Below are 21,016 nucleotides of genomic sequence, written 5' to 3'. Positions count from 1 at the left end.
ACCAAGCCCCTCCAAGCCCTCCGCATGCCGGCGGCCAGTCGCTCCAGCCCTGGATAACCCAACGGCCTCCAAACATCCGCCAACCTGGGCGTTGCACCATTCATCCGATCCATCTGCCACACCAACCAAATCCTAATGCCCACATGCCAACCTCCAGCCCATCATATCACCCCACCCCGACGCCCGCTTGCGGTAGGTTGCGATTCTTTGTCGGTGAATTGCGGTCCCTTGCCCTCCAACGGAGCAGACCCGGACCGGGACCCCGCGGCTCCATCACCCTCCAAACCCACCACCACCCCCCGGCCAAAGAACCGACGCCAACTCAGAGCCAACCCTGTCCACACCAATACCACCGCACCCAGCGAAGCCCCCATCGCCACCAATTGCCCCGGCCATCCCAATGCCTCCCCCGTGTGCAAATACCGCAACCAGGCCCGCAACCTCCGACCCAACGGTTGGTCCTCATGCCGCTCCACCAATTCAACGCGACCCGACCGCGAGTCCACCTGAATCCGCACCACCGCAAACAATGGCCACGCGCCCCGCTCCTGCACCGTAAAGGTCATCACTCCTCCCCCGCGGCCATCCCGCCCACCTCCCCCACCGGCGACCAACCCGTCACGCCTTGTTGACACGCCATCGCGGGCCTCCTCCTTCGAACCGCCGACGTCCCCACGCCCGCCCGACTGCTTGCCCGATTCCCCCACAACACCCTCCAGGCGCCGCTCGGCCGGGCTGGACCCGCCCCCGGACCTCGGCCCACCGGGTCGGTTACCTCCAAAGCGAACCATCACCCTCGTCCAATGGGGCACCTCCCCGGATACCCGCGCCCAAAGCTCATCCACCGTCCATTGCCGCCGGGCATCCGCCTCAACCAACTCATCCCCTCCCGAAGGACGCGACAACACGGAGGGTCCGGCGGTCTGATTCGCTCCGAGACCCGTCACCCAACGCGACGCCCACTCATACGAGATCACAACAGCAGTAGCACTCAGGATCAACAACACGGGCCCACACCAAAGACCCAACACATGATGCCAGTGCCAATCCCGTGCGCGCCCCCGCATGCCCCCGCGAAACCACAGCCGTACCCGCCAGGCGCTCCCACCACGACGAACCGGCCACCACAAAACCGCCCCCGTCACAATCAGGACAAGAAAAGCCACATTACACGCCCCCGTGATCGCCTTGCCCCGGGATCGCCCTTCACCCTCCATACCCAGCCACCGGTGCCATGACGTCAACACGGCCATTGCCTTCCGCACACCAGCGGCACGTGAAGGCCGCAATTCGTCCGACACAGGGTCCCAGTACAACACCTCCTCTCTACCCATCACAATCTCCACCGCAAGCCCGGTGTCCCGGTACCAGGTCAACGCCACCGGCATCCGCCCCGTCTCCCTCTGGATCCGTTCCAACACCGATTGCACCGGCAAACGCGCCCCATCCTCCCCTACCAGCACCCGCCGGTTCCTGCCCTCCGCCCACGCGATCACCTGCTTCTCAAACGCCAACAGGGCGCCCGTGAGCGACATGACTGCAATCACCACGCCGGCCACGACACCGGCCAGCAGGTGCACCCAAAACAACATACTCCGCAGTTTCATCTGGATTCCCAACTCCGACCAGGTCCCGCGGGCCTTCGCCAGGCCCGCGGGACCGCCCCTGTCCTCACCTGTCCCTGACGGAGGAACCCGAACCACCTCCTAGAACCTGTACCCCATGCGCAGGGTCAACGTCCGGGGTGCAGCCACCTGCAGATTCGCACCCGTGGTGCCATCCACGAAGATCCTCTCATCCAACAGGTTCTCCACATTCAGTGCCACATCCAGGTGCTCGTTTACGCGATAAAACAAACCGGCATCCACGCGCCAGAACGACGGCAACATCAGCGGGTCCGGACTTGCCGCCGTGCGGGCCGCAGCGCCTGACATCCGCTCGTCCTGCCACACAACCCCCACACTGGCACCCAGACCCCGCAGCGGCCCCCTGGTCACGTCGTAACGGGTATATAGACTCCAGGAATACTCGGGCGTCTTCGCCACAGGCTTGGGATACAAACCCGTTTCATAACTCGCATCGATCCATGCAAACGTTCCGTTTACCCGCCATCCCTCCAGCGGTCGCACCTCCGCCGAAAGCTCCACGCCCCCGGCACGCTGACCACGCTGCTGGATATAATAGGGTCGGCCATTCACGTTCACCTGTCCCCTGGAAGTGTCCTGCACAATGACATTATCCCGCTCCGTCCAGAACACCGCCGCCGCCACACTCGCACGTCCCCGGGACAGATCATATTTCAGCCCGGCCTCGTAATTCACGCCTGTCTGGGGATCAAACACTCCTGCCCGGCCGTCATAATCCTCGAGCGTGGGATCCGCCGGTTGATAACTGGTTGCGTAACTCACATAGGCCGCCAGCTCCGGCGTGATCTTGTAGAGCAACCCGGCCGTGGGCACCGCATCACTCTTCCGGGTCGGCGCGTCCGCAAAATGCTGCTGGCCATACCCCACTCCCAACGTCAGGATCCACCGCTCCTCCAGTAATGCCGCCTGATTCTGCACATACACATTCCAGTGAAACTCATCGCTGACGCTCACGGGCCCCCAACCCGTCGAAACATCACGCACCGGCTCCAGCACCCGGCCAGTATAAATGTGAATCGGGGACTGCGGTGTCGACAGCGGCCCCGTCGCCGACCGGCTCTCCATATCAAACTTCCTGCCGTTGATCCCCACCTGGAACCGATCCTTCCACCATTCTGCCGGCTCAAACTCAAACACCGTGTTTACGTCGAACAGGTGTTGCAGGCGATCCGCCTGACTCTTCGACTGCGTCCGGTACACCAGATTGCTCTGTACCAGCAGCGCCCGCTGCGCCGCATTGTTGACCACAGGACTCCACTGCAAAATGTCCGTTTCGTAGTGATTGATCCGATACGACGCATTCAACGTCCACCCGTCCAGCAGACGCGACTGTGCGTCAAACCCCGCCACGAGATATTTGTCTTTCCGGTTTCCGTCCCACAAACGGACACTCAACGGAGACAAATCCCCCTCGTGAATCGGCCCGCTCACACCGTCGGACGTGCTGAGTGACGTCGAGGGTGATATGACCATCCCCAACCCACCGGGCCGCTTGTTTTCCGAAAATTGCACCAGAGGCGTGACGAGGTGTCGGCCCTCGGGATCCAGCTTCAGCGTGACCGCCGTGCTGAAATATCGCGTCTGATACAACACATCCTCGGTGAACATCTCGCTGTTGTCCCCGGCCAGCACCGCCCGGTACAACAACCGCCCCTCTGCATCCACCGGCCCCGTGGTGTCCAATTCCAATCCATAACCCAGCCGCTCATCAACATCCCAGCCCCCGCCACCGTAGGTAAACGTGGTCAGGCCCACCCGGGTCAGCGGCTCCGGCCTCGGCCGTTTCGTGATCAGGTTGATCACCGCCCCGGGCATCGTGGAAGCACCATACTGCAACCCGGCCGGCCCCCGCAGCACCACCATTCGCTCCACCCCGTACAACGACATCGGCCCCTGACCGCCACCCACGTAAAAGCCCTGAAACCCATCCACCAGGGTGTCCCCCGGAAGCATCCGAAACCCCCGGGCAATGTAATGATAGGCGCCGTTGCCCACGGCGTTGGGAAACAAACCCGGAGTGTAGTAAAACGCATCCACCGGAGTCCGGAAGTTCTGCTCCCACATTTGCTCGGCATCAAACACCGTGATGCTCCGCGGGATTTCATGCAGCGGCGCCGGCAACTTCAGCGTGTTGTCCAGGCGCCAGCCCCCCTCGGCCACCGGCTCGGCTCGCACCACCAGCGGCGGTAGTTCGGCCGCAGGTGCGTTCGTCGATTCTGCTCCGCCGCCGGCTCCCGATGCAGCACTCACCTCTGCCCCGGCCGCCCCACACACCCATGCCCCCAGCGCCACGCAACCGGACAGCGCCCGGCGCCCACGGCCCCGCTGGAACCTCCACGGGTCCACCCCCTTTCGCAACCCGGCCGGGTCGCCCGCACACTCGGACCCCGGCCCGTTTGCACCATCATGCTTGAGCCTCAACATCCAAGACCAAACCCGTCGTTTCATACGGCCATGAGAAAAAACACAAACCCCGAACCGGCGCTAACGGTCAGTTGCGAAAAATTGTCGGCCGGTTGCGGTTTTATCACCTGAGCGCAGAATCACCACCCATTGCTCGTGCCAACACGAGCCGGGCCCGGGAATCCACCAAGCGCGAAAAGCCTATCTTCAATGAACGCCAAAGGCCGGCTCTGAATCCATCCCCGAAACTTCCGCCTCGCCCGTGCAACCACCTCCACCAACCCGCCCCAAGGTCCGCGGGCTCCTCGAACAGGGCAGAAAGCGCCGGCAAAAGCCCCGTCACCGCAGAAGCCCGCCGCCCGCGGGAAAAATTACTCTCCAGGGTCCCGCACGCGATGGCTCACCCTGGCCCGGGGGGCCCGCAGCACGGCACATGAAGAGACCGGACCGGTTACCGAGCCGGATCCTCGCCAGAGCCGCGCAGTACGAAGTCCCCCGTCTCCTCGTACTCCACCCCGCCGTTCGTCCAAATGACCCGCACGCGCCACAGCCCGGACGCCAGGTCCCTCACCGAAATTTCCTGCAAACCCGAGCCGTCCGGTTGCAACGGCCATTCACGGTCCATCGCCGCAGCCGACGGCCGATAGAAAACCACGCGACCGGTGGCCCCTTCATGCCCCGGCGGTAACTGCAACAACAACCGGCGCCGCAAATCGTCCAGCGTCAGGCGCAGCCGGGGTGCCAGCGCCGACGCCCTGTCCCGCCGCGCCTGCTCCGCATCATGAACCTGCTCTGCTTCGTAATAATCGGGACGCACCAGATCCAGGTTCGCACGCCGACTCACCCAGACCAGTGCCGCCGTGCCCGCAACGAACAACACAAAGGCCGTCACCAGGCCCGCAGGCCACAGCGACCCCCCCGAAGACCGTTCCGAAGCTTTCATGGAATCATGGACGAGCCGGCCCTCACCGGCCCCAGGAAACCGGTCCGAACACTCTGCAACTTCCGTCCCTGATGCATCACCGCAATCCGAACCTCCACGGGACTTTGAACCACCTGCCCCGGCTCCAACTCCACCAACACCGACGTCTGCAACAGTTCCCCCGCCGGGACCACTAGCGGCGCCCCAAACACCGTCATCCGACCCGCCGGCTCTTCCAGCTCCAGCTCCACCGGCATGGGCTGCGACGTCTTGTTCACGATCTTCATCTGATACAGGTTGCTGATCCGACCTTCCGGCGTCTTCTGAAACAAACTCCCGGGCGCGCGCAAAACCGTCACATCCACCGGCGACCGCGTCGCCAAAATCATCCCCAACGCCGTCAACAACCCCAACAACACGCAACTGTACAACACCATGCGCGGCGTGATCCGTAGCCGTTCGCCCCGTTCAATCCCGTTCAGCGATGCATACCGGATCAGCCCGCGGGGCAGCCTGAGCCGATCCATCACCGCATCACACGCGTCCATGCACGCCGTGCAGTTGACACACTCCATCTGGGTGCCGTTCCGTATGTCGATCCCCGTCGGACACACCTCCACGCACCGCCGGCAATCAATGCAATCCCCCAAACCCGCCGCCCGCCGCTCCGCCGGTGTCTGGTCCCGCCGCCATCGCCCCCGCCGTTCCCCCCGTTTGTAATCGTACGCCACAACAATCGAATGCTCGTCCAGCAACACCGACTGAAACCGTCCGTACGGACAAATGAACGTGCACGCCTGCTCCCGAAACCGCGCAAACACGCCATAAAACACCAGCGTGAACAGGACCATGAAACCCAACCCCGTCAAATGCCGGCGCGGATCATCCGTCACCAGCTCCCACCACGCCCGTCCCCCGAGAATGTAGGCCAGAAATGTGTTCCCGATCACAAACGAAAGCGTCAGAAACACCGCATGCTTCGCCACCTTCTTCAGCACCTTCCGCACCGTCCACGGAGCCGCGTTCAAAGCCCGCTGCTCCGGGCCATCCCCTTCAATCCAATACTCAATCGGCCGGAACACCATCTCCATGAACACCGTCTGGGGACAGGTCCAACCACACCACAACCGTCCAAACGCCGCCGTGAAAACCGCAATTGCACTGAAAAACAGCAACAATCCCAGCGCCAGAATCGCGGCATCCTGCGGCCAGAAGACCTGGCCCAGGACCGAAAACCGCCGCTCCACCACGTTGATCATCAACAGAGGGTTTCCGCCAATCGTAATGAAGGGCCCGGTAAACAAAAGCACCAACAGAAACACACTGACCACACGCCGTGCGCGCGTGTAACGCCCCCGCGGTTTGCGCGGGTACAGCCAGATGCGCCGCCCCCGTTCGTCCGCCGTGGCCAGGTGATCCCGAAAATCACCCGTCCCCCGCCCCGACGCCACCCGGGAACCCGCCACCGGAAGGTCGCCCGGACCCGACATGTCCGGTCCTGCCCCGTTCATGCTCACGCCCGGTGCTACTCGTAAATACTGGGACCAGTGGACTGCGGCGCCTGATCCTCCCTCGGCTTCGGGTTCGGCGGATTGCTCCCCCGCAACGTGTAGATGTAGCTGCCCACCGCGTAGATCTCCAAGGGTTTCAATACCGTCTTCCAGGTCACCATCCCTTTCTCCGGCACACCATTATAAATGGTCCGCAGGTTGTCCCGAAACTCCGCCCCGTGGGCCACCGTAACCGGCCCGCCCGAGGGCTGCCGGATGTCACGACCCAGCCGCTGCAAATAGGCAATCAACGCAAGGATCTCTCGATCCGGCTCGGCCTCCACCATCCCGGCCTTCAGGTTTGCCACCACCTGTTGCGCCTGGGTCCGAGCCTCCTCGATCGCCGTGTCCTCCGCCCCCGGTGGATACGGCAGCCCCAGACGCCGCAGCGTCCGAACCCGCGCCGGTAACGACGACATGTCCAGCTTCTGCGTCAACAGCCAGGGATACCGCGGCATGATCGAACCCGGCGAGGTGCTCCGCGGATCATTCATGTGATTGTAGTGCCAGGCATCGGGATATTTCCCACCCACCCGATGCAGGTCCGGTCCCGTGCGCTTCGATCCCCACAGGAATGGATGATCAAACACAAACTCACCGCTCTTCGAATACTCCCCGTAACGCTCCGTCTCGGACCGGAACAATCGTACCATCTGCGACTGACAACCCACACATCCCTCCCGGATGTAAATGTCACGCCCCAACAGTTCCAACGGCGTGTACGGTTGCACGCTCGCCAACCGTGGCACGTTCGAGGAGATCAACAACATCGGCACAATCTCCACCAGCCCGCCCACCAAGTACCGCCACCATCGCAAGCACCGTGAACGTCACCGGCACGCCCTCCAGCCATCCATATATGTGTCGCTCCCGCCGCCGCAGGATTGTGCCCGGCAAATTCACGGTGAAGGCGATCCAGACCACCGCAATGTCAGTCGGCCACTCCAGGTCCGCGTGTTGCTTGCTCGTGGTCAATCCGAGCGGCAGCATAATGGCCGCCGCCACAATGATCAGATTCCAGCCTCAGAAGTTGAGCCAGCTCAGCGTGTCACTGTACAAACGCGCCTTCAACAGGCGCTGCACCGAGTCATAAATCCCCGTGAACATCCCGTTGCCCACAAAGGCAAAAATCACCGCGTTCGTATGCAACGGGCGAAATCATCACATTGCCAAAGGCAAGCCCCGCCACACCCGATTGCAACCACAGCCGAACCGGCTTCTCCGAAGTCCCCCGACGCCCGCCCAGATCCCCCCAGTGAAACACCGACTCGTACCCAGCCAGGCCAGCAACGCCACCAGCTCGCTCAACCGCAACCGCTCCGGGGCATACTCCACCATCAGATCCCGCCGGGGATAGTTGACCTCGCAACGCCCAATGCCCGGATGCAACCGGAACAGGTTCTCCAACAACCACACACACGCCACGCAATGAATGGCCGGAATATGCAACGTAACCCGGTGCCGGCGCCCGTCACTGAAATCCAACACCCTCTCCAACACCTCCGGATCGTCCAGATGGGCAAACTGCGCCGCCCCCACCGGCCCGCTCACCCGCAGACCCGGAGTCCGCGACAACTCATAAAACCGGCTCAAACCATGACGGTCCAGCAACTCAAACACGGTCCGGCACCCGGCACAGCAAAAACGCAGCCCCTCAACCTCCACCGAACCGGTGCCACACGGCGTGCCGCAATGTGCGCAGTTGGAAGGACTCCCCGCAGGACCGGCGTCGGACCCCGCCGCTACCGGCCCCGGCTCCATCAGGGCAACCCCCGATCTGTCCCCGTTCAACCCCATGCAACCCGTCAGTACCCCAAACTTTCTTCCCTTGCCCTTTCTTTTGCATGCATTGTCGCCCCGCTGCCGCATATGGCAGGTCATACTCTGTTCTGATGCCATCGCCGAGCACCATGTTCTGCACTAATACATACCGTTAGCGCGCGCTGCCTTGTCGACGATCTCACAACTCCAAGCCCCGAAAGCCGACCCCCCGCATGCGCACGTCCCGGACCGAAAACAGCCTTCCCACGCGCAAACATCAACGCCGAACGACGGACTCCAAATCTCCTGACCCTGAAACTGCCCCGCGCCTGCAAGGCTGAATGAGGCACTGGAGCGGTCGCCACCCGCCAACCCTCCCACCTCAAGGGCGGACGCAGCACCGCCCGAACGGCCCGAGCCAAACAGGGTTGTCAAGCCAACCCGCCGGGACTAAGGTGTCCCAAGCTCACGGGTGGGCGCTTGGCGCAGCGGCTAGCGCATCTCCCTTACACGGAGGTGGTCGCAGGTTCGAATCCTGCAGCGCCCACCATGATTTCTTCCGATTCCAACAACCAACCCCAACTGCCACCGCGGCGTCCTCCACGGGCGCACCCTGCCAACCCGGCCACTCAGCCAGCGCCGACCCGCTCCCCGTTCGAACCCCTGACCCCAAGGCATCCTGCACCGTCGCCCCTTTGTACCACGCTGTCGGACGGCAACCCGCAACCACCGATTTGTTTTTGGAGCGACAGGACCTTCCTTCCAGACCTGGAGCGGCCCTTCACAGTCCAAAACCATCCACCCACGCCTTCGAACCAATGGGGTCCTCATCCCGGGGTCCAACCGCAAACCGCTCGCCCGCCGGTTTCAAAGACAAGTCCAACCCTAGGGCCCCGCCCCACAAGCCGCGCGATATGGAGACCTGCCAGCCGGCCCCAAACCGGGCGGGCCCTCCGCTCCGATCTTTGCCCGCCTTCGACGCCTTCCACACGGGAGCGGTCTTCAAAAACCCCGGCGCGACGCCCTCGCAGAGCTCCATGGCCGATCGAAACCTCTCCCGGGCCACGGGTCACAGAAGAATTCGGACCGTCCCGACCAAAGCCCGCACGACCGGTCTACCGGAACCCGGGTGCGCACGCCTTCGGCTCCTGCATTTGCCTCCCCAACCACCCACGCCCGGTTCGCACGCCGCGCCGGGACCTTTTCCATTGCACATCCCGTCCGGGCCGGCTACAGTGGCAACGTCGAGCCAGCGGGAAATTGCATATGTATTTCGGCGTGGACTACTACCCCGAGCACTGGGTTCCTCCATACGGCGGCACACCTGAAAACCCCGAAGCTTCCTGGGGCGAGGACATCGCCCTGATGAAAGAAGCCGGTTTCAACGTCGTCCGCATGGGCGAGTTCACCTGGGGCCTGGTCGAGCCCGAGGAGGGGCAGTACGACTTCGGGTGGATGCGCCGGATCATGGACCTGCTCCACGAAGCCGGCATCCGGGTCATCCTGGCCACGCCCACCGCTGCACCCCCCTTGTGGCTGACACGAAAACACCCGGAGATCCTGCCCGTGGACGAAGCCGGTCATCTGCTCCATCCCGGCACACGCCGCGCCGTGTGCCTCTGCAGCGATGCATTCTGGGATTACTCGCGCAAAATTGTCACGGCCATGGCACAGGCCCTCGGAGATCACCCGGCCCTGCTGGCCTGGCAGATCGACAACGCCATCGGCGGCCATGACACGGAGGAATCCTTCAACGAAGCCTCGCGCGAGGAATGGCACCTCTGGCTGAAGGCCAAGTACGAGACCATTCAGCAACTCAACGACGCCCTCGGACTGCGGCACTGGGGCCAGGTCGCGTCGGATTGGGAGGAAGTGCCCATGCCCCAAAGAGCACCGGCACCGCACAACCCGGGCCTGGTCCTCGACTGGCGTCGCTTCTGCAGCGACACCATTGTCCAATACGTCCGCATGCAGGCCGAAATCCTGCGCCAAATCACCCCCCACGCCCCCGTCACCACCAACCTGAAACCTGCAGAGTTTCGCTTTGACCATTTCGACCTGGCCGAGGTGCTCGACTTCATCGGAATCCAGAGTGCCGCAGCCCTCCGCCCCAGATCCGCTGAAACCGCCTTCGAAATCGACCTGCTCCGGTCCCTCAAGAAAACGGACATTCGCACCCCCGACGGCGGCCAGGGTTTCTGGGTGCTGGAACACAAGGCGGGGCACGTCACCTGGCAGGAGGTCAATTCCCTGGTCCGTCCCGGCGTCCTGCGCCTGTTCACCTATCAGCTCATCAGCCGCGGTGCGGACGCCATTCTCTTCTTCCGATGGCGCCAACCGCGCTTCGGCCCCGAACAATTCCACGGCGCCGTCATGTCCCATCACATGCGCAAGGATTACCGGGTCTACCGTGAGATCTGCCAGCTGGGCGAGGAAATGAAACTCCTGGCCCCGATCATCAAGGGAACCCGCGTCGTGGCCGACGTGGCCATCCTCTTCAGCCACGACAACGACTGGGCCCTTCAGGAACCCACCCATCCCAACCGGCACTTCCATCTGCGGGAGCACCTGGCTCTCATCTACGGGGCCCTCCACGACCGCAACATCCCGGTGGAATTCGCCCGCCCGGGGGATGACCTCACCCGGTACAAACTGGTCTTTGCACCGTCGCTGTTCCTCCTCTCATCCGCCGAAGCCCAGGTGCTCAAGTACTACGTGGAAAACGGCGGCGTGCTCGTCGGCACCTTCTGCACCGGACTGGTGGACGAACACCACATTGCACCCGCCGACGGTTACCCGCACGACCTGATGGACCTCTTCGGCCTCGAGGTGCTGGAATTCGACGCGCTCCCGCCCGACGCCGAAAACCATCTCAGTTTCAAGGGCGGCTTCCAAACCAGTCACCTCCACAGCGCCCGCATCTGGTGCGACATCATCGAACCCAGGGGATGCCAGATCCTGGCCACCTACACCAAGGATTTCTATGCCGGCAAACCGGCCATCACCCTCAACAATTACGGGAACGGCAAGGCCATTTACATCGGCACCCTCTCCGGACGCGAGTTCTACGGGGACCTCGTAAACTGGCTGCGTACCCTCTGCGGCATCCATCCCCTGCTCAAGGTCCCGGAAGCCGTCGAGGTCAGCCTCCGCCAAAAAGACGACGTCAAGGTCTACTTCCTCCTCAACCACCATGGCCAGCAGGTCCGGATTCAATTCCTCAAACCCATGCACGATTACCTCACAGGCACCACCATCACCGGCAGCTATGACCTCCCGCCGCACGGCGTGTTGGTCCTGGACGAGCGGCCCGCCCCACCCAAACCGACCGCCTGAATCCGCCACAACCCCGCCACAGCCATGCGCCCTCCCCGATTCCAACCGCCCCTGGGCCCACCCCCACGTTCCGCCCGGGAACGTACCCTCGCCCTCTGGCGGGGTGCGGACCTCACCGACGAGGAACGCGCACTGCTCACCCGGGCCCGGAGCCTGGCCGAGCTGCTGCCCCAACTCCTAGAGGATCTCCGACTCGAGCAACGCCGTCAGGACGCCGAAATCCAGCAGGCCTGGCGCGAAATCATGGAACCTGACATCGTCGCCCACGCCCGGCCCGTGGCCCTGAAAAAAGGCACCCTCATCGTGGGCGTCGATAGCAACGCCTGGTTGGCCGAAATCGTCATGTTCCGCCGCCACGACATCCTCCGGCGACTCCAGCAGGTCTTCGGCGCCGAACGGATTCGCGCCGTCAGCTTTTGCCTTGCCTGACCACCCGCCACCACCACCAAAAATGAATTGGCCAAACGCCCCGGGGAACGCCATGATCCCGGTGAACGTTGGGGTAAACAGCATGAAAGAATTGCTCCAAAACCTGGTCCGACTTCAGGGACTTGAACTGGAGGAAATCCGCGAAAAAAACGCCGCGGCGGTGATCGCCGAGCTCAGAACCAAGATCCCGCCGCAAATCCTCGGCCACTACGACCGACTCATGGCCCGGGGGAAAAAAGGCATTGTGCCCGTCCGGGGCCAGGCCTGCTCCGGCTGCCACATGCGCCTGCCCATCGGCGTCATCTCCGAGCTCCTGAAGGCCGAGGACATTCAGCTCTGCGATACCTGCGGCCGCTACCTCTACCTCGAAGAGGTCATCGGCGTCGCCGCCTCCACCCCCGCCACCGAACCGACCGAGCCCGCCAAGGAAGCCCCAACCCGTCGCAAAAGAAAAACCGCCGCCGCCCCAACCGAACCTCCAGCACCGGCACCCACGCCGCCCAGAGCGCGCAAAAAAGCCACCCGAAAAAGCCGCACTACCACAAAACCCAAATCGGACACGGGCGAATAATACGCTCCTTTTCACCCCCGGACCGCCCTTGCCGGCTGCCAACCGCCCCCGGCAAAACCCCCGCGCTCACTCCACGGGCGCCACGCGGACCCGATAAAACCGCGACCGCTCCGACAGGCTCTCCAACAGGTGCAGCCTCGTGCCACTGGCCGCAACCGCAGGGCCCAGCGCCGTCCACCCGGGATCGTCCAGCCGTTCCTTGAACTCCACCACATACCGGCAGCCCGGAATGGCCTCCCATTCCAGCCGCAACACCCCGGCCATTCCCAAACGGGCGGTCACCATCGGCCGCGGCAGAACCAGCACCCGCACGTTCCCCGTAACCGAAGCCGGCGGGTCACCATCGTCCTCCACCCGCACCTGCACCTCAACAACTTCGCCGGACTGGGCATCGCTCGTCGACCACGTCACCACACCTGTGACCGGATCCAAGCTCATCCCGGCCGGCACCGACCCTACCAGGACAAACCGCAACCGTTCCGGCGGCGTCTCCACATCCCGGGCTCGATTCGTCCAAACCACCGTCATGCCCGCGTGGACCCGAATCTCAGCCGGGCCGTCCCAGACGGGCGGGTCGTTCACCGGCCGGACGGTCAACAAAAAGCTGTTGGTCGTTGAGCTCTGACCGTCCTCGGCCACCACACGAACCCATGTGGCCCCAAACGCATCCGGTTCGGGATACACATCCAGCCAACGAACGGCGCCCTCGCCGCGCACCACCAGGCCGGCAGGCGACACCAAATGGACGTCCTCCGCGTAAGCCCAAACCCGAACCTGTGCAAGGTCCGTGTCCGGATCCCGCACACCCACGGGGATCCCCAGCAACGGGACGTCCTCGTCCGTAACCTGGTCGGGAATCGCATCCAGCTCGGGCGGCAGCGGTTCCACCCACCCACAGCAGACCTGCTGGGTGGTGGTCAGTTCCAAGCGCCAGCCATAGGTCAACTCCCCCACGTCCCCCGGCGCGTCATCCCACACATACAGCGACCACGTGCCGTTGGGGTCCAGTCCATTCAACGCAGACAATGCAAAGCTGTACGGGCCGGGCCCCACCACCACAGTGACGGGGTCGCTGTCCGGGTCATAGGCCGTGGGCCGGTTGGTCCCGGTCCGGATCGCCCCCTCCGCCGGCAATCCCGAGCTGGCCAGATCGTCAAAGGTCAGGGTACCGCTCACATTGGTCCCGTTGCCCGCATCCGACATCAGCCAAACCGGCGGCCCTTGCGGCCCCACCAGCACCACGTCCAGGTCCCCACCAAAACCATGATTCAGCCCGGTCAGAACGACCCGGACCCGCGCCAGCCGACCCGTCATGCCACTGACCACCACCGTCGAAGGAAACACCGAGGCCGGCCCGGCCGTGCCCTCCGCAGGAATCCGAATCAAGGTCGGGTTCACCCGTGTCACGGTCTGGGTCTGAACCATGCCCAGTGTCAACCCGCGGCTGACCACCCCCAGCGGTCGCACCCCATCCTGCAGCTCCCACCGCACCTCGAGCGGATCACCACACCGTCCCGCGGCCGTAAACGTGAAATACCGCGTCGCCGACTGACCACCCCCCAACACACCGTACACTTGGGGCGCGCCCGGACTCGTCACACCCCCGCCCGGCAGCAGCGTCGCCACCAGGTTGCTCGTGGAGGTCGGCGACTGGTTCTGCAACGTCACCGCCAGTGTCACCGTCTCTCCGGGGTCCACCACACCGTTGGTCGGCTGACAACTCTCCCCCGCAACCCGCACCGACCACAACACCACCGAAGGCATCGGCGTGGCCGGCAACAGGGTGAAGCTCCCGTCGCTCACGTCAAAAAACGGCTGACCCACAGCCTCAACCCGCACCCTGGCCAGAGTCGTCTGCACCGGCGGCAGCACCACCACCTCCAACCCGTCGTTCGGCGTGTTCAGGACCAGCGGATGTGGAAATGTCCGTCCGTTGTTGGTCGACAGCCAGAGGTTCACATGCGAAATCGACAGCGGTGCCTGATCCGTTCCAGCCACGTCCCAACGAACCGGCACGGCATTGGAAAGACTTTCGCCCCCGTTGGGGAACATCACCCGAAACGGCCCCGCATTCCCAACCACGGTCACCTCGGTTTCCGCACCGCCCACCCCACCCCGCCCGTCCCGCGCAGTCACCCGGAAACGCAGCGCCCGACCCGCCTGCGGCAACTTCTCGCTGAGGTTCGTCTGATTCTGCAAAAGCGCATCCAGAGACGGGAAAATTCGCGCCGCGTTCGTCCCGGGGCGCACCGACCGAAACAACGGCCCCTGCGAGGTATCGGTCGCGTCCAGAGTCGCCGCCGGCCCCAGGTCCATCTGCTCCCAACAGAACGTCAACGGATCGCCGTCGGGGTCCGTCCCCTCGGCCGACAACACAAAGGGCGTGCCCCGCGGGATCATCACCGCAGGAGCGGTCCTCACCACCGGCGGCCGGTTCCCGGTCACCAGCCCAACCCCGCACCACGACCCGGATCCATCGGTCACCCCGCCCAGAATCTGATCCAGGCTCGCCGCATGGAAATACCAGTCGCTCCGCATTTGCACGTTGTCCCCGGCGCAATTCCCCGCATAGGCCATCAACGTGGAGCCGCTGCCCGGTTCGTATGCCGTCTCGCCATGGCGGTTCGACCCGCACGTCCCGCGCACCCCGTTGAACGTGTGCGTTGCCCCAAACTGATGCCCCAGCTCATGCGCCACGTAATCGGTGAACAATGCATCGTTGCTGTTGCCCACCCCGGTCTGCCCGCGTGCCTTCAACCCGCTGCGGCATACCACCCCCAGACTCGCAAGACCCCCGCTCGCCCGGCTCAGGACGTGTCCCACGTCATAGTTCGCATCCCCGATCACCGCATCCAAATTGGCCTGGTTCTGATCCAACAGCGCTGCGGCGTCCGTGCCGCTGTAGGGGTCCGTGGCCGCGTTGGTGTACACCAACCGGTCGTTCTGCGACACCAACACAAACCGAATCGAAACCTCCGCCTCGTAAATCGCATTCAGCTGGTTCACCAAAATCACCATGGCGGCCAGGCCGGATTTGACCGTCCCACCATGCGCCGCAGTCCACTCACCCGTGCCCGCCAACGCCAACCGGTACACCCGCAGCACATCACCTGCCGACGACGGCCGGGACGATCCCCCCGCCGCCACCAAAGGTCCACCCGCCGTCTCACAACGCCATGTCACCCCCACCGGCTGCACCGCAAGGAGATCGTATGCGCGGTAAAACGTTCCCCCGCCCATCGGATGCGGCTCCAACACCGACCACCCCCGAGGGGTGCGCCAGCGCCCGTGCAACCCCTGGGGCGTCCAGCTGAGCCGCCCCCGCAAACCCGGGTCTTTCACCCCCGAAAACACAAACGTGCGCAGCTCCGGATACCTCGCCTGCAACCCGGGCTCCATCACCGGCGACTCCCAGCACCACACCCGCACCACCGTGCCATCCGCCTGCGGCAATGGAATGCTGACCGGCGATTTGACACCGCCCGTCTCCCCTTCCAATGGCACACGCACCACCTGCGCCACCCACTCCGGAAAGTCCAGCTCCCACACCATGCCATCACCGGATTCGATCACCATCGGCTCATCCGGCACCGTCAACGGCACGTCCGGCCGCGCCCGCCACGAACCATTGCCTTCACCGGGCGGGATCGGTGGCAGAGCCGCCCGGCCCACACCCGGCCCCGTCAACAGCGCGCACAAGGCGACCGCGTACCAACCGCGGGGGTTCATGACACATCCACGCACCATGAGACCAAACCCGTCCTCTCCGAGCCGGCATCCCTGTCAATTGCCCCGCCCAGTAGGACCCCTGCCCACGCTTTTCTCACTCCTCGCGGGCTCCGCACAGGGTGTCCTTTACAAGCCGGACCCCGCCAGCGCTGATTCCAGGCTGCGCAACACCGGAGACGGGAACATCCCCAACAACACCACACCCAGCGCCGCCACCCAGAGGGTCACGCGCACCTGCCAGGGAATCTCCCATCCGGCCTCATCCCCTTCAGACAGCGGCGACCTCACCCACGCCTCCTTCAACACCAGCAGGTAGTAGTACAGCGACACCGTGCTCAACGCCACCGCCAGGATCACAAGCCACAGCAACCCCAACGAGCCCCCCGAACCCAGCGCGGCCACAAACAAATAAAACTTCCCGAAAAAGCCGGCCAGCGGCGGAATCCCGGCCAGCGAAAGCAGGAACACCATCAAACAAAGCGCCACCCCCGGAGCACGACGGCTTAACCCGGCAAAGTCGGCCAACCGCGCCTGGCCACCCCGCTGCGCCTCCACCACCGATACCACCCCAAACGCGCCCACCGCACTCAGGGCATACGTCGCCGCAAAATACATCAGCGCGGCCACACCCGCCCTGTCCTGCGCAACCAACCCCAACAAACCATACCCGGCATGCGCCACCGCCGAATACGCCAACAGACGTCGTACATTCGACTGCACCAGCGCCGCCAGGTTGCCCCACACCAAACTCACCACGCTCAACACCGCCAGCAGCACACTCCAGCCGGGCACCCACGCGCCCCAACCGGCCGACCCCGCCCCTTGCGGCAGCCCCGTCATCAGCACACGCACCAGAACCGCAAACGCCGCAACCTTCGACCCCGACGCAATCAGTGCCGCACTCGGAGTGGGGGCCGCCTGATAGGCATCCGGCGCCCACAAATGAAAAGGCGCCGCAGCCACCTTGAACGCCAAACCCGCCACAACCAGGACCAACCCCGCCCACAACGTCACCCCCATCGGCGCACCACCAACCCCCTGCGCCATCCCCTCCAACCGGGTCGTGCCCGTCACCCCATACAACAGGCTCATCCCGTACAACGTGAACGCCGCCGCCACACTGCCCACCAGGAAGTACTTCAACGCCGCCTCCCCCGCTTCGCCCCGCTCCTTGTCAAACCCCGTCAACACGTACAGCACCAGGCTGCTCAACTCCAGCGCCAGAAACACCATCAACAAATCCCCCGCACCGGCCAGCACCATCAACCCCACCGTCCCCAGCAAAATCAACGCCAGATACTCCCCCACATGCCGCGTCCGGGCGCTTGCCATGGACAAACCCACCGTCAACGCCGACAACAACAGCACCACCCCCTTCACCCACACCGCCAAACCGTCCACGGCAAACCCCAACGGGCCGGTCGCGGCCTGGAACCCGGTCGTCCCATGCAACAATACCACCGCCGCCACACCACAGCCCGCCCAGCTCATCAACCCCGTAAGCAACCAACGCACCCGCAGCGAAACCCCGCGCAGCCCGGCCAGATCCGCCAGCAAAACCACCAGAGCCGTCGCCAGCACGATCAACTCCGGAGCCGCGCCCCGCATCAACGCCCCATAATTCACTCCACCCATTTCAGATCCCATCCCCATGCAGCAGCCTTTCTCCCCAGCCTTCCCCTCACCACCAGGCGCCCCGCAGCAACCGTCCGTACACTTCACCGGTCAAAACCGGCGCCACCACATCGAGCACCAGCCTCGGCCACACCCCCAACAACACCACCCCGCCCAACAGCAGCACCGCACCGGCCCGTTCCGCCCAGGTCACCGGCGCCACCGCTACCGCCGCCGGTGCCGCCCCAGCCCCGGCCGGCTCCACCGAACCTCCTCCAAAAAACGCACGCTGCATCGCGCGCCAGATGTACGCCGCGCCCAACAACACGCCCGCACCCGTCACCACTGCCAAAACCGGATGACTCTGCCACGCACCCAACAGCACGTGCACCTCCGCCATAAACCCGCTGAACCCGGGCATGCCCGCAGACGCCGCACCCGCCAGCACAAACGTCCCCGCCGCAAAGGGCAAAGCCCGACCCAACCCCATCCGTTCCAACTCCCTCAAATCTCGCGTATGAGCCCGGTCATACACCATCCGCCCCACCACGGCAAACAACAGCCCCGCAATCAAACCATGCGACACCATCTGCAACACCGCTCCCTGCCACCCCGCCCCGGTCAATGTCATCAGGCCCAGCAGCACAAATCCCATATGGCTCACGCTCGAATAACCGATCACGAACTTGAAATCCTGCTGGACCAGCGCCACCAGGGCACCCCACACAATCCCCACCACCGCCAGCACCGCAAAAACCTCGGGCCACGAACCCAACCCCCACCATTCCGAACGCCACGGCCACAATCCCTCCCCAAACAACGGCATCGCCACCCGCAAACATCCGTACGCCCCCAGCTTCATCACCACGCCGGCCAGCAACATCGAGGCCGCCGTCGGTGCCGCCACATGACCCGTCGGCGCCCATGTGTGCCACGGCCACAGACCCGCCAGGATCGCAAACCCGAGGAACATCACGGGAAATCCCCACATCTGAACGCTGCGCGGCACCGAAGCCCCGACCATCTCCCCCCACCCGAACGAATGCGCCCCGGACGCCACGTAAGCCGCCAACAACGCCACCAAAACCATCGCGCTCCCCACAAACGAATACAGCACCAGCTTCATCGCCCCGTATTCGCGCCGGGTCGATCCCCAGATGGCGATCAGAAAGTACTTGGGCACAATCGCCAGCTCGTAAAACACGAAGAACAGGAACAGGTCGAAGCTAAGGAACACCCCGTACACCGCCCCCACCAACCACAGAAACAACGCAAAAAACTCCCGCACCCGCGTCTCAATGTTCCAGGAAAACAACACCCCCGCCACCGCCGCCACCCCCGTCAGCACCGCCAGCACCGCACTCAACCCATCCGCACCCAACCGGTACCGGATCCCCAGCTCGGGAACCCATGCCACATCCGCCAAAAGCTGCAGTGCACCCCCCGCCCGTGTCACCTCCCACAGGCCCACCCCTGACAGTACCGCCCCGGCCGCCGCAGCCAACAACGCCACCCAACGAACCCCGGCCGCCCCCCGCCCGGGCCACAAACCCACCAGCAGGGCACCCAAAAACGAAACATAAATCGTCCAGCTCAACATCGCTTGACCTTCCCCAAATGCCGGCTGCCACGCACCCAACAGCCCACCAACCGCGCCCGACTTTACCCACCCCGCCCCATCGCGACAACTGAGTTCTCCGCAGCCTCTCTCTTTCCACAAGCCCCGCCCACCTCATGCCCCGCACACCCAAAGGCCGGCTCCCCGGGCCGGCGTTTGCACGGGTGAACCCACGGATCCAAGGTGGATTCCCGAGCCTCACCCGGTCCGAAGTTGGCCAACCGGACCCGGAGAAACCCAGGGCCGCCGATCCCTTCACCCCCAAGCGCCCGATGCAATGGCGGTCCCTTGGCGCCTTACACCATCCAAGCCGACCGCCATCGTCGGGACGCTTCACGAAAGCAAAAAACGTCGCTACACGACGAAAACGCCGCGCCAAGCCGTCCGCCAACACCCAAAAACCCAAGTGCCCCAGCTTCTTCATCCCACAAGGCCCGGCAACTCAAGCCGGGACACCCCGGGCGTACACCGTCGCATCCCCCCACCCTGCCGCCGGGGCGACACGGAATGCCCCGCACATCGTACGGATCCCGCACACAGCGGCGCTGCGAAAGAGTACCGGCAATCGCCAACGCTCCCAGCAACCCAAAGGTTCCACGTGACCGGACCAATGTGACCTCGTTGCAAGGGCGCCGCGCTCACCGACTCAGGCCGGGAACCCGGATCCGGGGCACGGGCACTGACATTTGCCAATCCGCGCCGCGCGCCGAAACGCGCGGCGACTTTGTGATTCGCGATCCGGTGACGATTCCACAAATGTTTCAATCCGCGCCGCGCGCCGAAACGCGCGGCGACGTGGCTGCGGGTGCCGGAATCATCGTCACCACGGTTTCAATCCGCGCCGCGCGCCGAAACGCGCGGTGACCATCAGGGCCCACGACTAGGGCCCGGCAACCAGTGTTTCAATCCGCGCCGCGCGCCGAAACGCGCGGCGACGAACTCCGACCACGTACCTCCACTCTCCTTCCGAAGTTTCAATCCGCGCCGCGCGCCGAAACGCGCGGCGACCCAATCGGCTCCGGTTGATTCACTGACGGACCTTTGTTTCAATCCGCGCCGCGCGCCGAAACGCGCGGCGACCGTTCCACCGAGCGTAATCCCCGAGGTTTCCATCGTTTCAATCCGCGCCGCGCGCCGAAACGCGCGGCGACTTGCCGAGGCGCGGAAGGAGGCGGCACGGCTCGCGTTTCAATCCGCGCCGCGCGCCGAAACGCGCGGCGACCCGGTCTTCCAGTCCACGATCAGCCCGATTTTCCCGTTTCAATCCGCGCCGCGCGCCGAAACGCGCGGCGACTGGCGTGTCCTGCATCATCCGATGCGATGTCTTTGGTTTCAATCCGCGCCGCGCGCCGAAACGCGCGGCGACCGGACCGTAGCCGCTGCTGCAGCTCCTCCAGGTTAGTTTCAATCCGCGCCGCGCGCCGAAACGCGCGGCGA

General features: G+C 64.3%; 12 protein-coding genes, 1 tRNA gene, 1 pseudogene and 1 CRISPR repeat array (1 of these 15 cut by a window edge). Of the genes and pseudogenes, 4 read left to right on the top strand and 10 right to left on the bottom strand.

The annotated features are described in order from the left end of the window. Positions 1–161: 161 nt before the first annotated feature. The 7 genes and pseudogenes from G4L39_RS01045 to G4L39_RS01020 form a co-directional block, all read right to left on the bottom strand. Positions 162–1,607 (bottom strand): PepSY-associated TM helix domain-containing protein, encoded by a 1,446-nt coding sequence (locus G4L39_RS01045; protein ID WP_165105258.1) that lies wholly within the window; start codon positions 1,605–1,607, stop codon positions 162–164. 99 nt (positions 1,608–1,706) lie between these two features. After that, positions 1,707–4,094: a TonB-dependent siderophore receptor gene (locus tag G4L39_RS01040; protein ID WP_165105257.1), complete on the bottom strand. Its 2,388-nt coding sequence runs from the start codon at positions 4,092–4,094 to the stop codon at positions 1,707–1,709. Between the two features lie 406 nt (positions 4,095–4,500). Beyond that, positions 4,501–4,992 (bottom strand): FixH family protein, encoded by a 492-nt coding sequence (locus G4L39_RS01035; protein WP_165105256.1) that lies wholly within the window; start codon positions 4,990–4,992, stop codon positions 4,501–4,503. Beyond that, positions 4,989–6,482 carry a cytochrome c oxidase accessory protein CcoG gene (gene ccoG, locus G4L39_RS01030; RefSeq protein WP_205880686.1) on the bottom strand — a complete coding sequence of 498 codons (1,494 nt, stop codon included), beginning with the start codon at positions 6,480–6,482 and terminating at the stop codon, positions 4,989–4,991. Before ccoG ends, G4L39_RS01035 begins: the two co-directional genes overlap by 4 nt. A 248-nt stretch (positions 6,483–6,730) precedes the next feature. Continuing rightward, a pseudogene (ccoO, locus tag G4L39_RS15685) lies at positions 6,731–7,367 on the bottom strand (cytochrome-c oxidase, cbb3-type subunit II); the annotation flags it as partial. Between the two features lie 177 nt (positions 7,368–7,544). Continuing rightward, positions 7,545–7,670, bottom strand: coding sequence for a hypothetical protein (locus tag G4L39_RS15860; protein WP_276607511.1), 126 nt, complete (start codon positions 7,668–7,670; stop codon positions 7,545–7,547). A 12-nt stretch (positions 7,671–7,682) separates the two neighbouring features. Beyond that, positions 7,683–8,282, bottom strand: coding sequence for a heavy metal translocating P-type ATPase metal-binding domain-containing protein (locus G4L39_RS01020; RefSeq protein ID WP_240893721.1), 600 nt, complete (start codon positions 8,280–8,282; stop codon positions 7,683–7,685). Positions 8,283–8,756: 474 nt separating this feature from the next. Between G4L39_RS01020 and G4L39_RS01015 the strand changes: the two genes are divergently transcribed. The 4 genes from G4L39_RS01015 (at position 8,757) to G4L39_RS01000 (ending at position 12,618) form a co-directional block, all read left to right on the top strand. Continuing rightward, a tRNA-Val gene (locus tag G4L39_RS01015) sits at positions 8,757–8,832 on the top strand. A gap of 716 nt (positions 8,833–9,548) precedes the next feature. Next, the gene (locus G4L39_RS01010; RefSeq protein ID WP_165105252.1) at positions 9,549–11,618 is read left to right on the top strand and encodes a beta-galactosidase; all 2,070 of its coding nucleotides are present in this window, start codon (positions 9,549–9,551) and stop codon (positions 11,616–11,618) included. Between the two features lie 24 nt (positions 11,619–11,642). Beyond that, positions 11,643–12,047, top strand: a complete 405-nt coding sequence (locus tag G4L39_RS01005) for a DciA family protein (RefSeq protein ID WP_165105251.1) — start codon at positions 11,643–11,645, stop codon at positions 12,045–12,047. An 82-nt stretch (positions 12,048–12,129) separates the two neighbouring features. Further along, positions 12,130–12,618 carry a zinc ribbon domain-containing protein gene (locus tag G4L39_RS01000; protein WP_165105249.1) on the top strand — a complete coding sequence of 163 codons (489 nt, stop codon included), beginning with the start codon at positions 12,130–12,132 and terminating at the stop codon, positions 12,616–12,618. 66 nt (positions 12,619–12,684) lie between these two features. Here the strand turns inward: G4L39_RS01000 and G4L39_RS00995 are convergent, their stop codons facing one another. From G4L39_RS00995 to G4L39_RS00985, 3 genes are all read right to left on the bottom strand, one after another. Next, positions 12,685–16,347 (bottom strand): reprolysin-like metallopeptidase, encoded by a 3,663-nt coding sequence (locus G4L39_RS00995; protein ID WP_165105248.1) that lies wholly within the window; start codon positions 16,345–16,347, stop codon positions 12,685–12,687. A 126-nt stretch (positions 16,348–16,473) separates the two neighbouring features. Beyond that, positions 16,474–18,000 carry an NADH-quinone oxidoreductase subunit N gene (locus tag G4L39_RS00990; protein ID WP_240893715.1) on the bottom strand — a complete coding sequence of 509 codons (1,527 nt, stop codon included), beginning with the start codon at positions 17,998–18,000 and terminating at the stop codon, positions 16,474–16,476. Between the two features lie 28 nt (positions 18,001–18,028). Continuing rightward, complete coding sequence (locus G4L39_RS00985) at positions 18,029–19,561, bottom strand: complex I subunit 4 family protein (RefSeq protein ID WP_165105246.1); 1,533 nt, start codon at positions 19,559–19,561, stop codon at positions 18,029–18,031. 704 nt (positions 19,562–20,265) lie between these two features. Continuing rightward, positions 20,266–21,016: direct repeats of the CRISPR family, unit length 37 nt; unit sequence GTTTCAATCCGCGCCGCGCGCCGAAACGCGCGGCGAC; it runs 1 nt beyond the window's last position.

This window comes from Limisphaera ngatamarikiensis (genome assembly GCF_011044775.1).
Classification (GTDB): Bacteria; Verrucomicrobiota; Verrucomicrobiia; order Limisphaerales; family Limisphaeraceae; genus Limisphaera; species Limisphaera ngatamarikiensis.
Note: the sequence above shows the minus strand (reverse complement) of the source record. Positions and strands in the feature narration are given on the sequence as shown.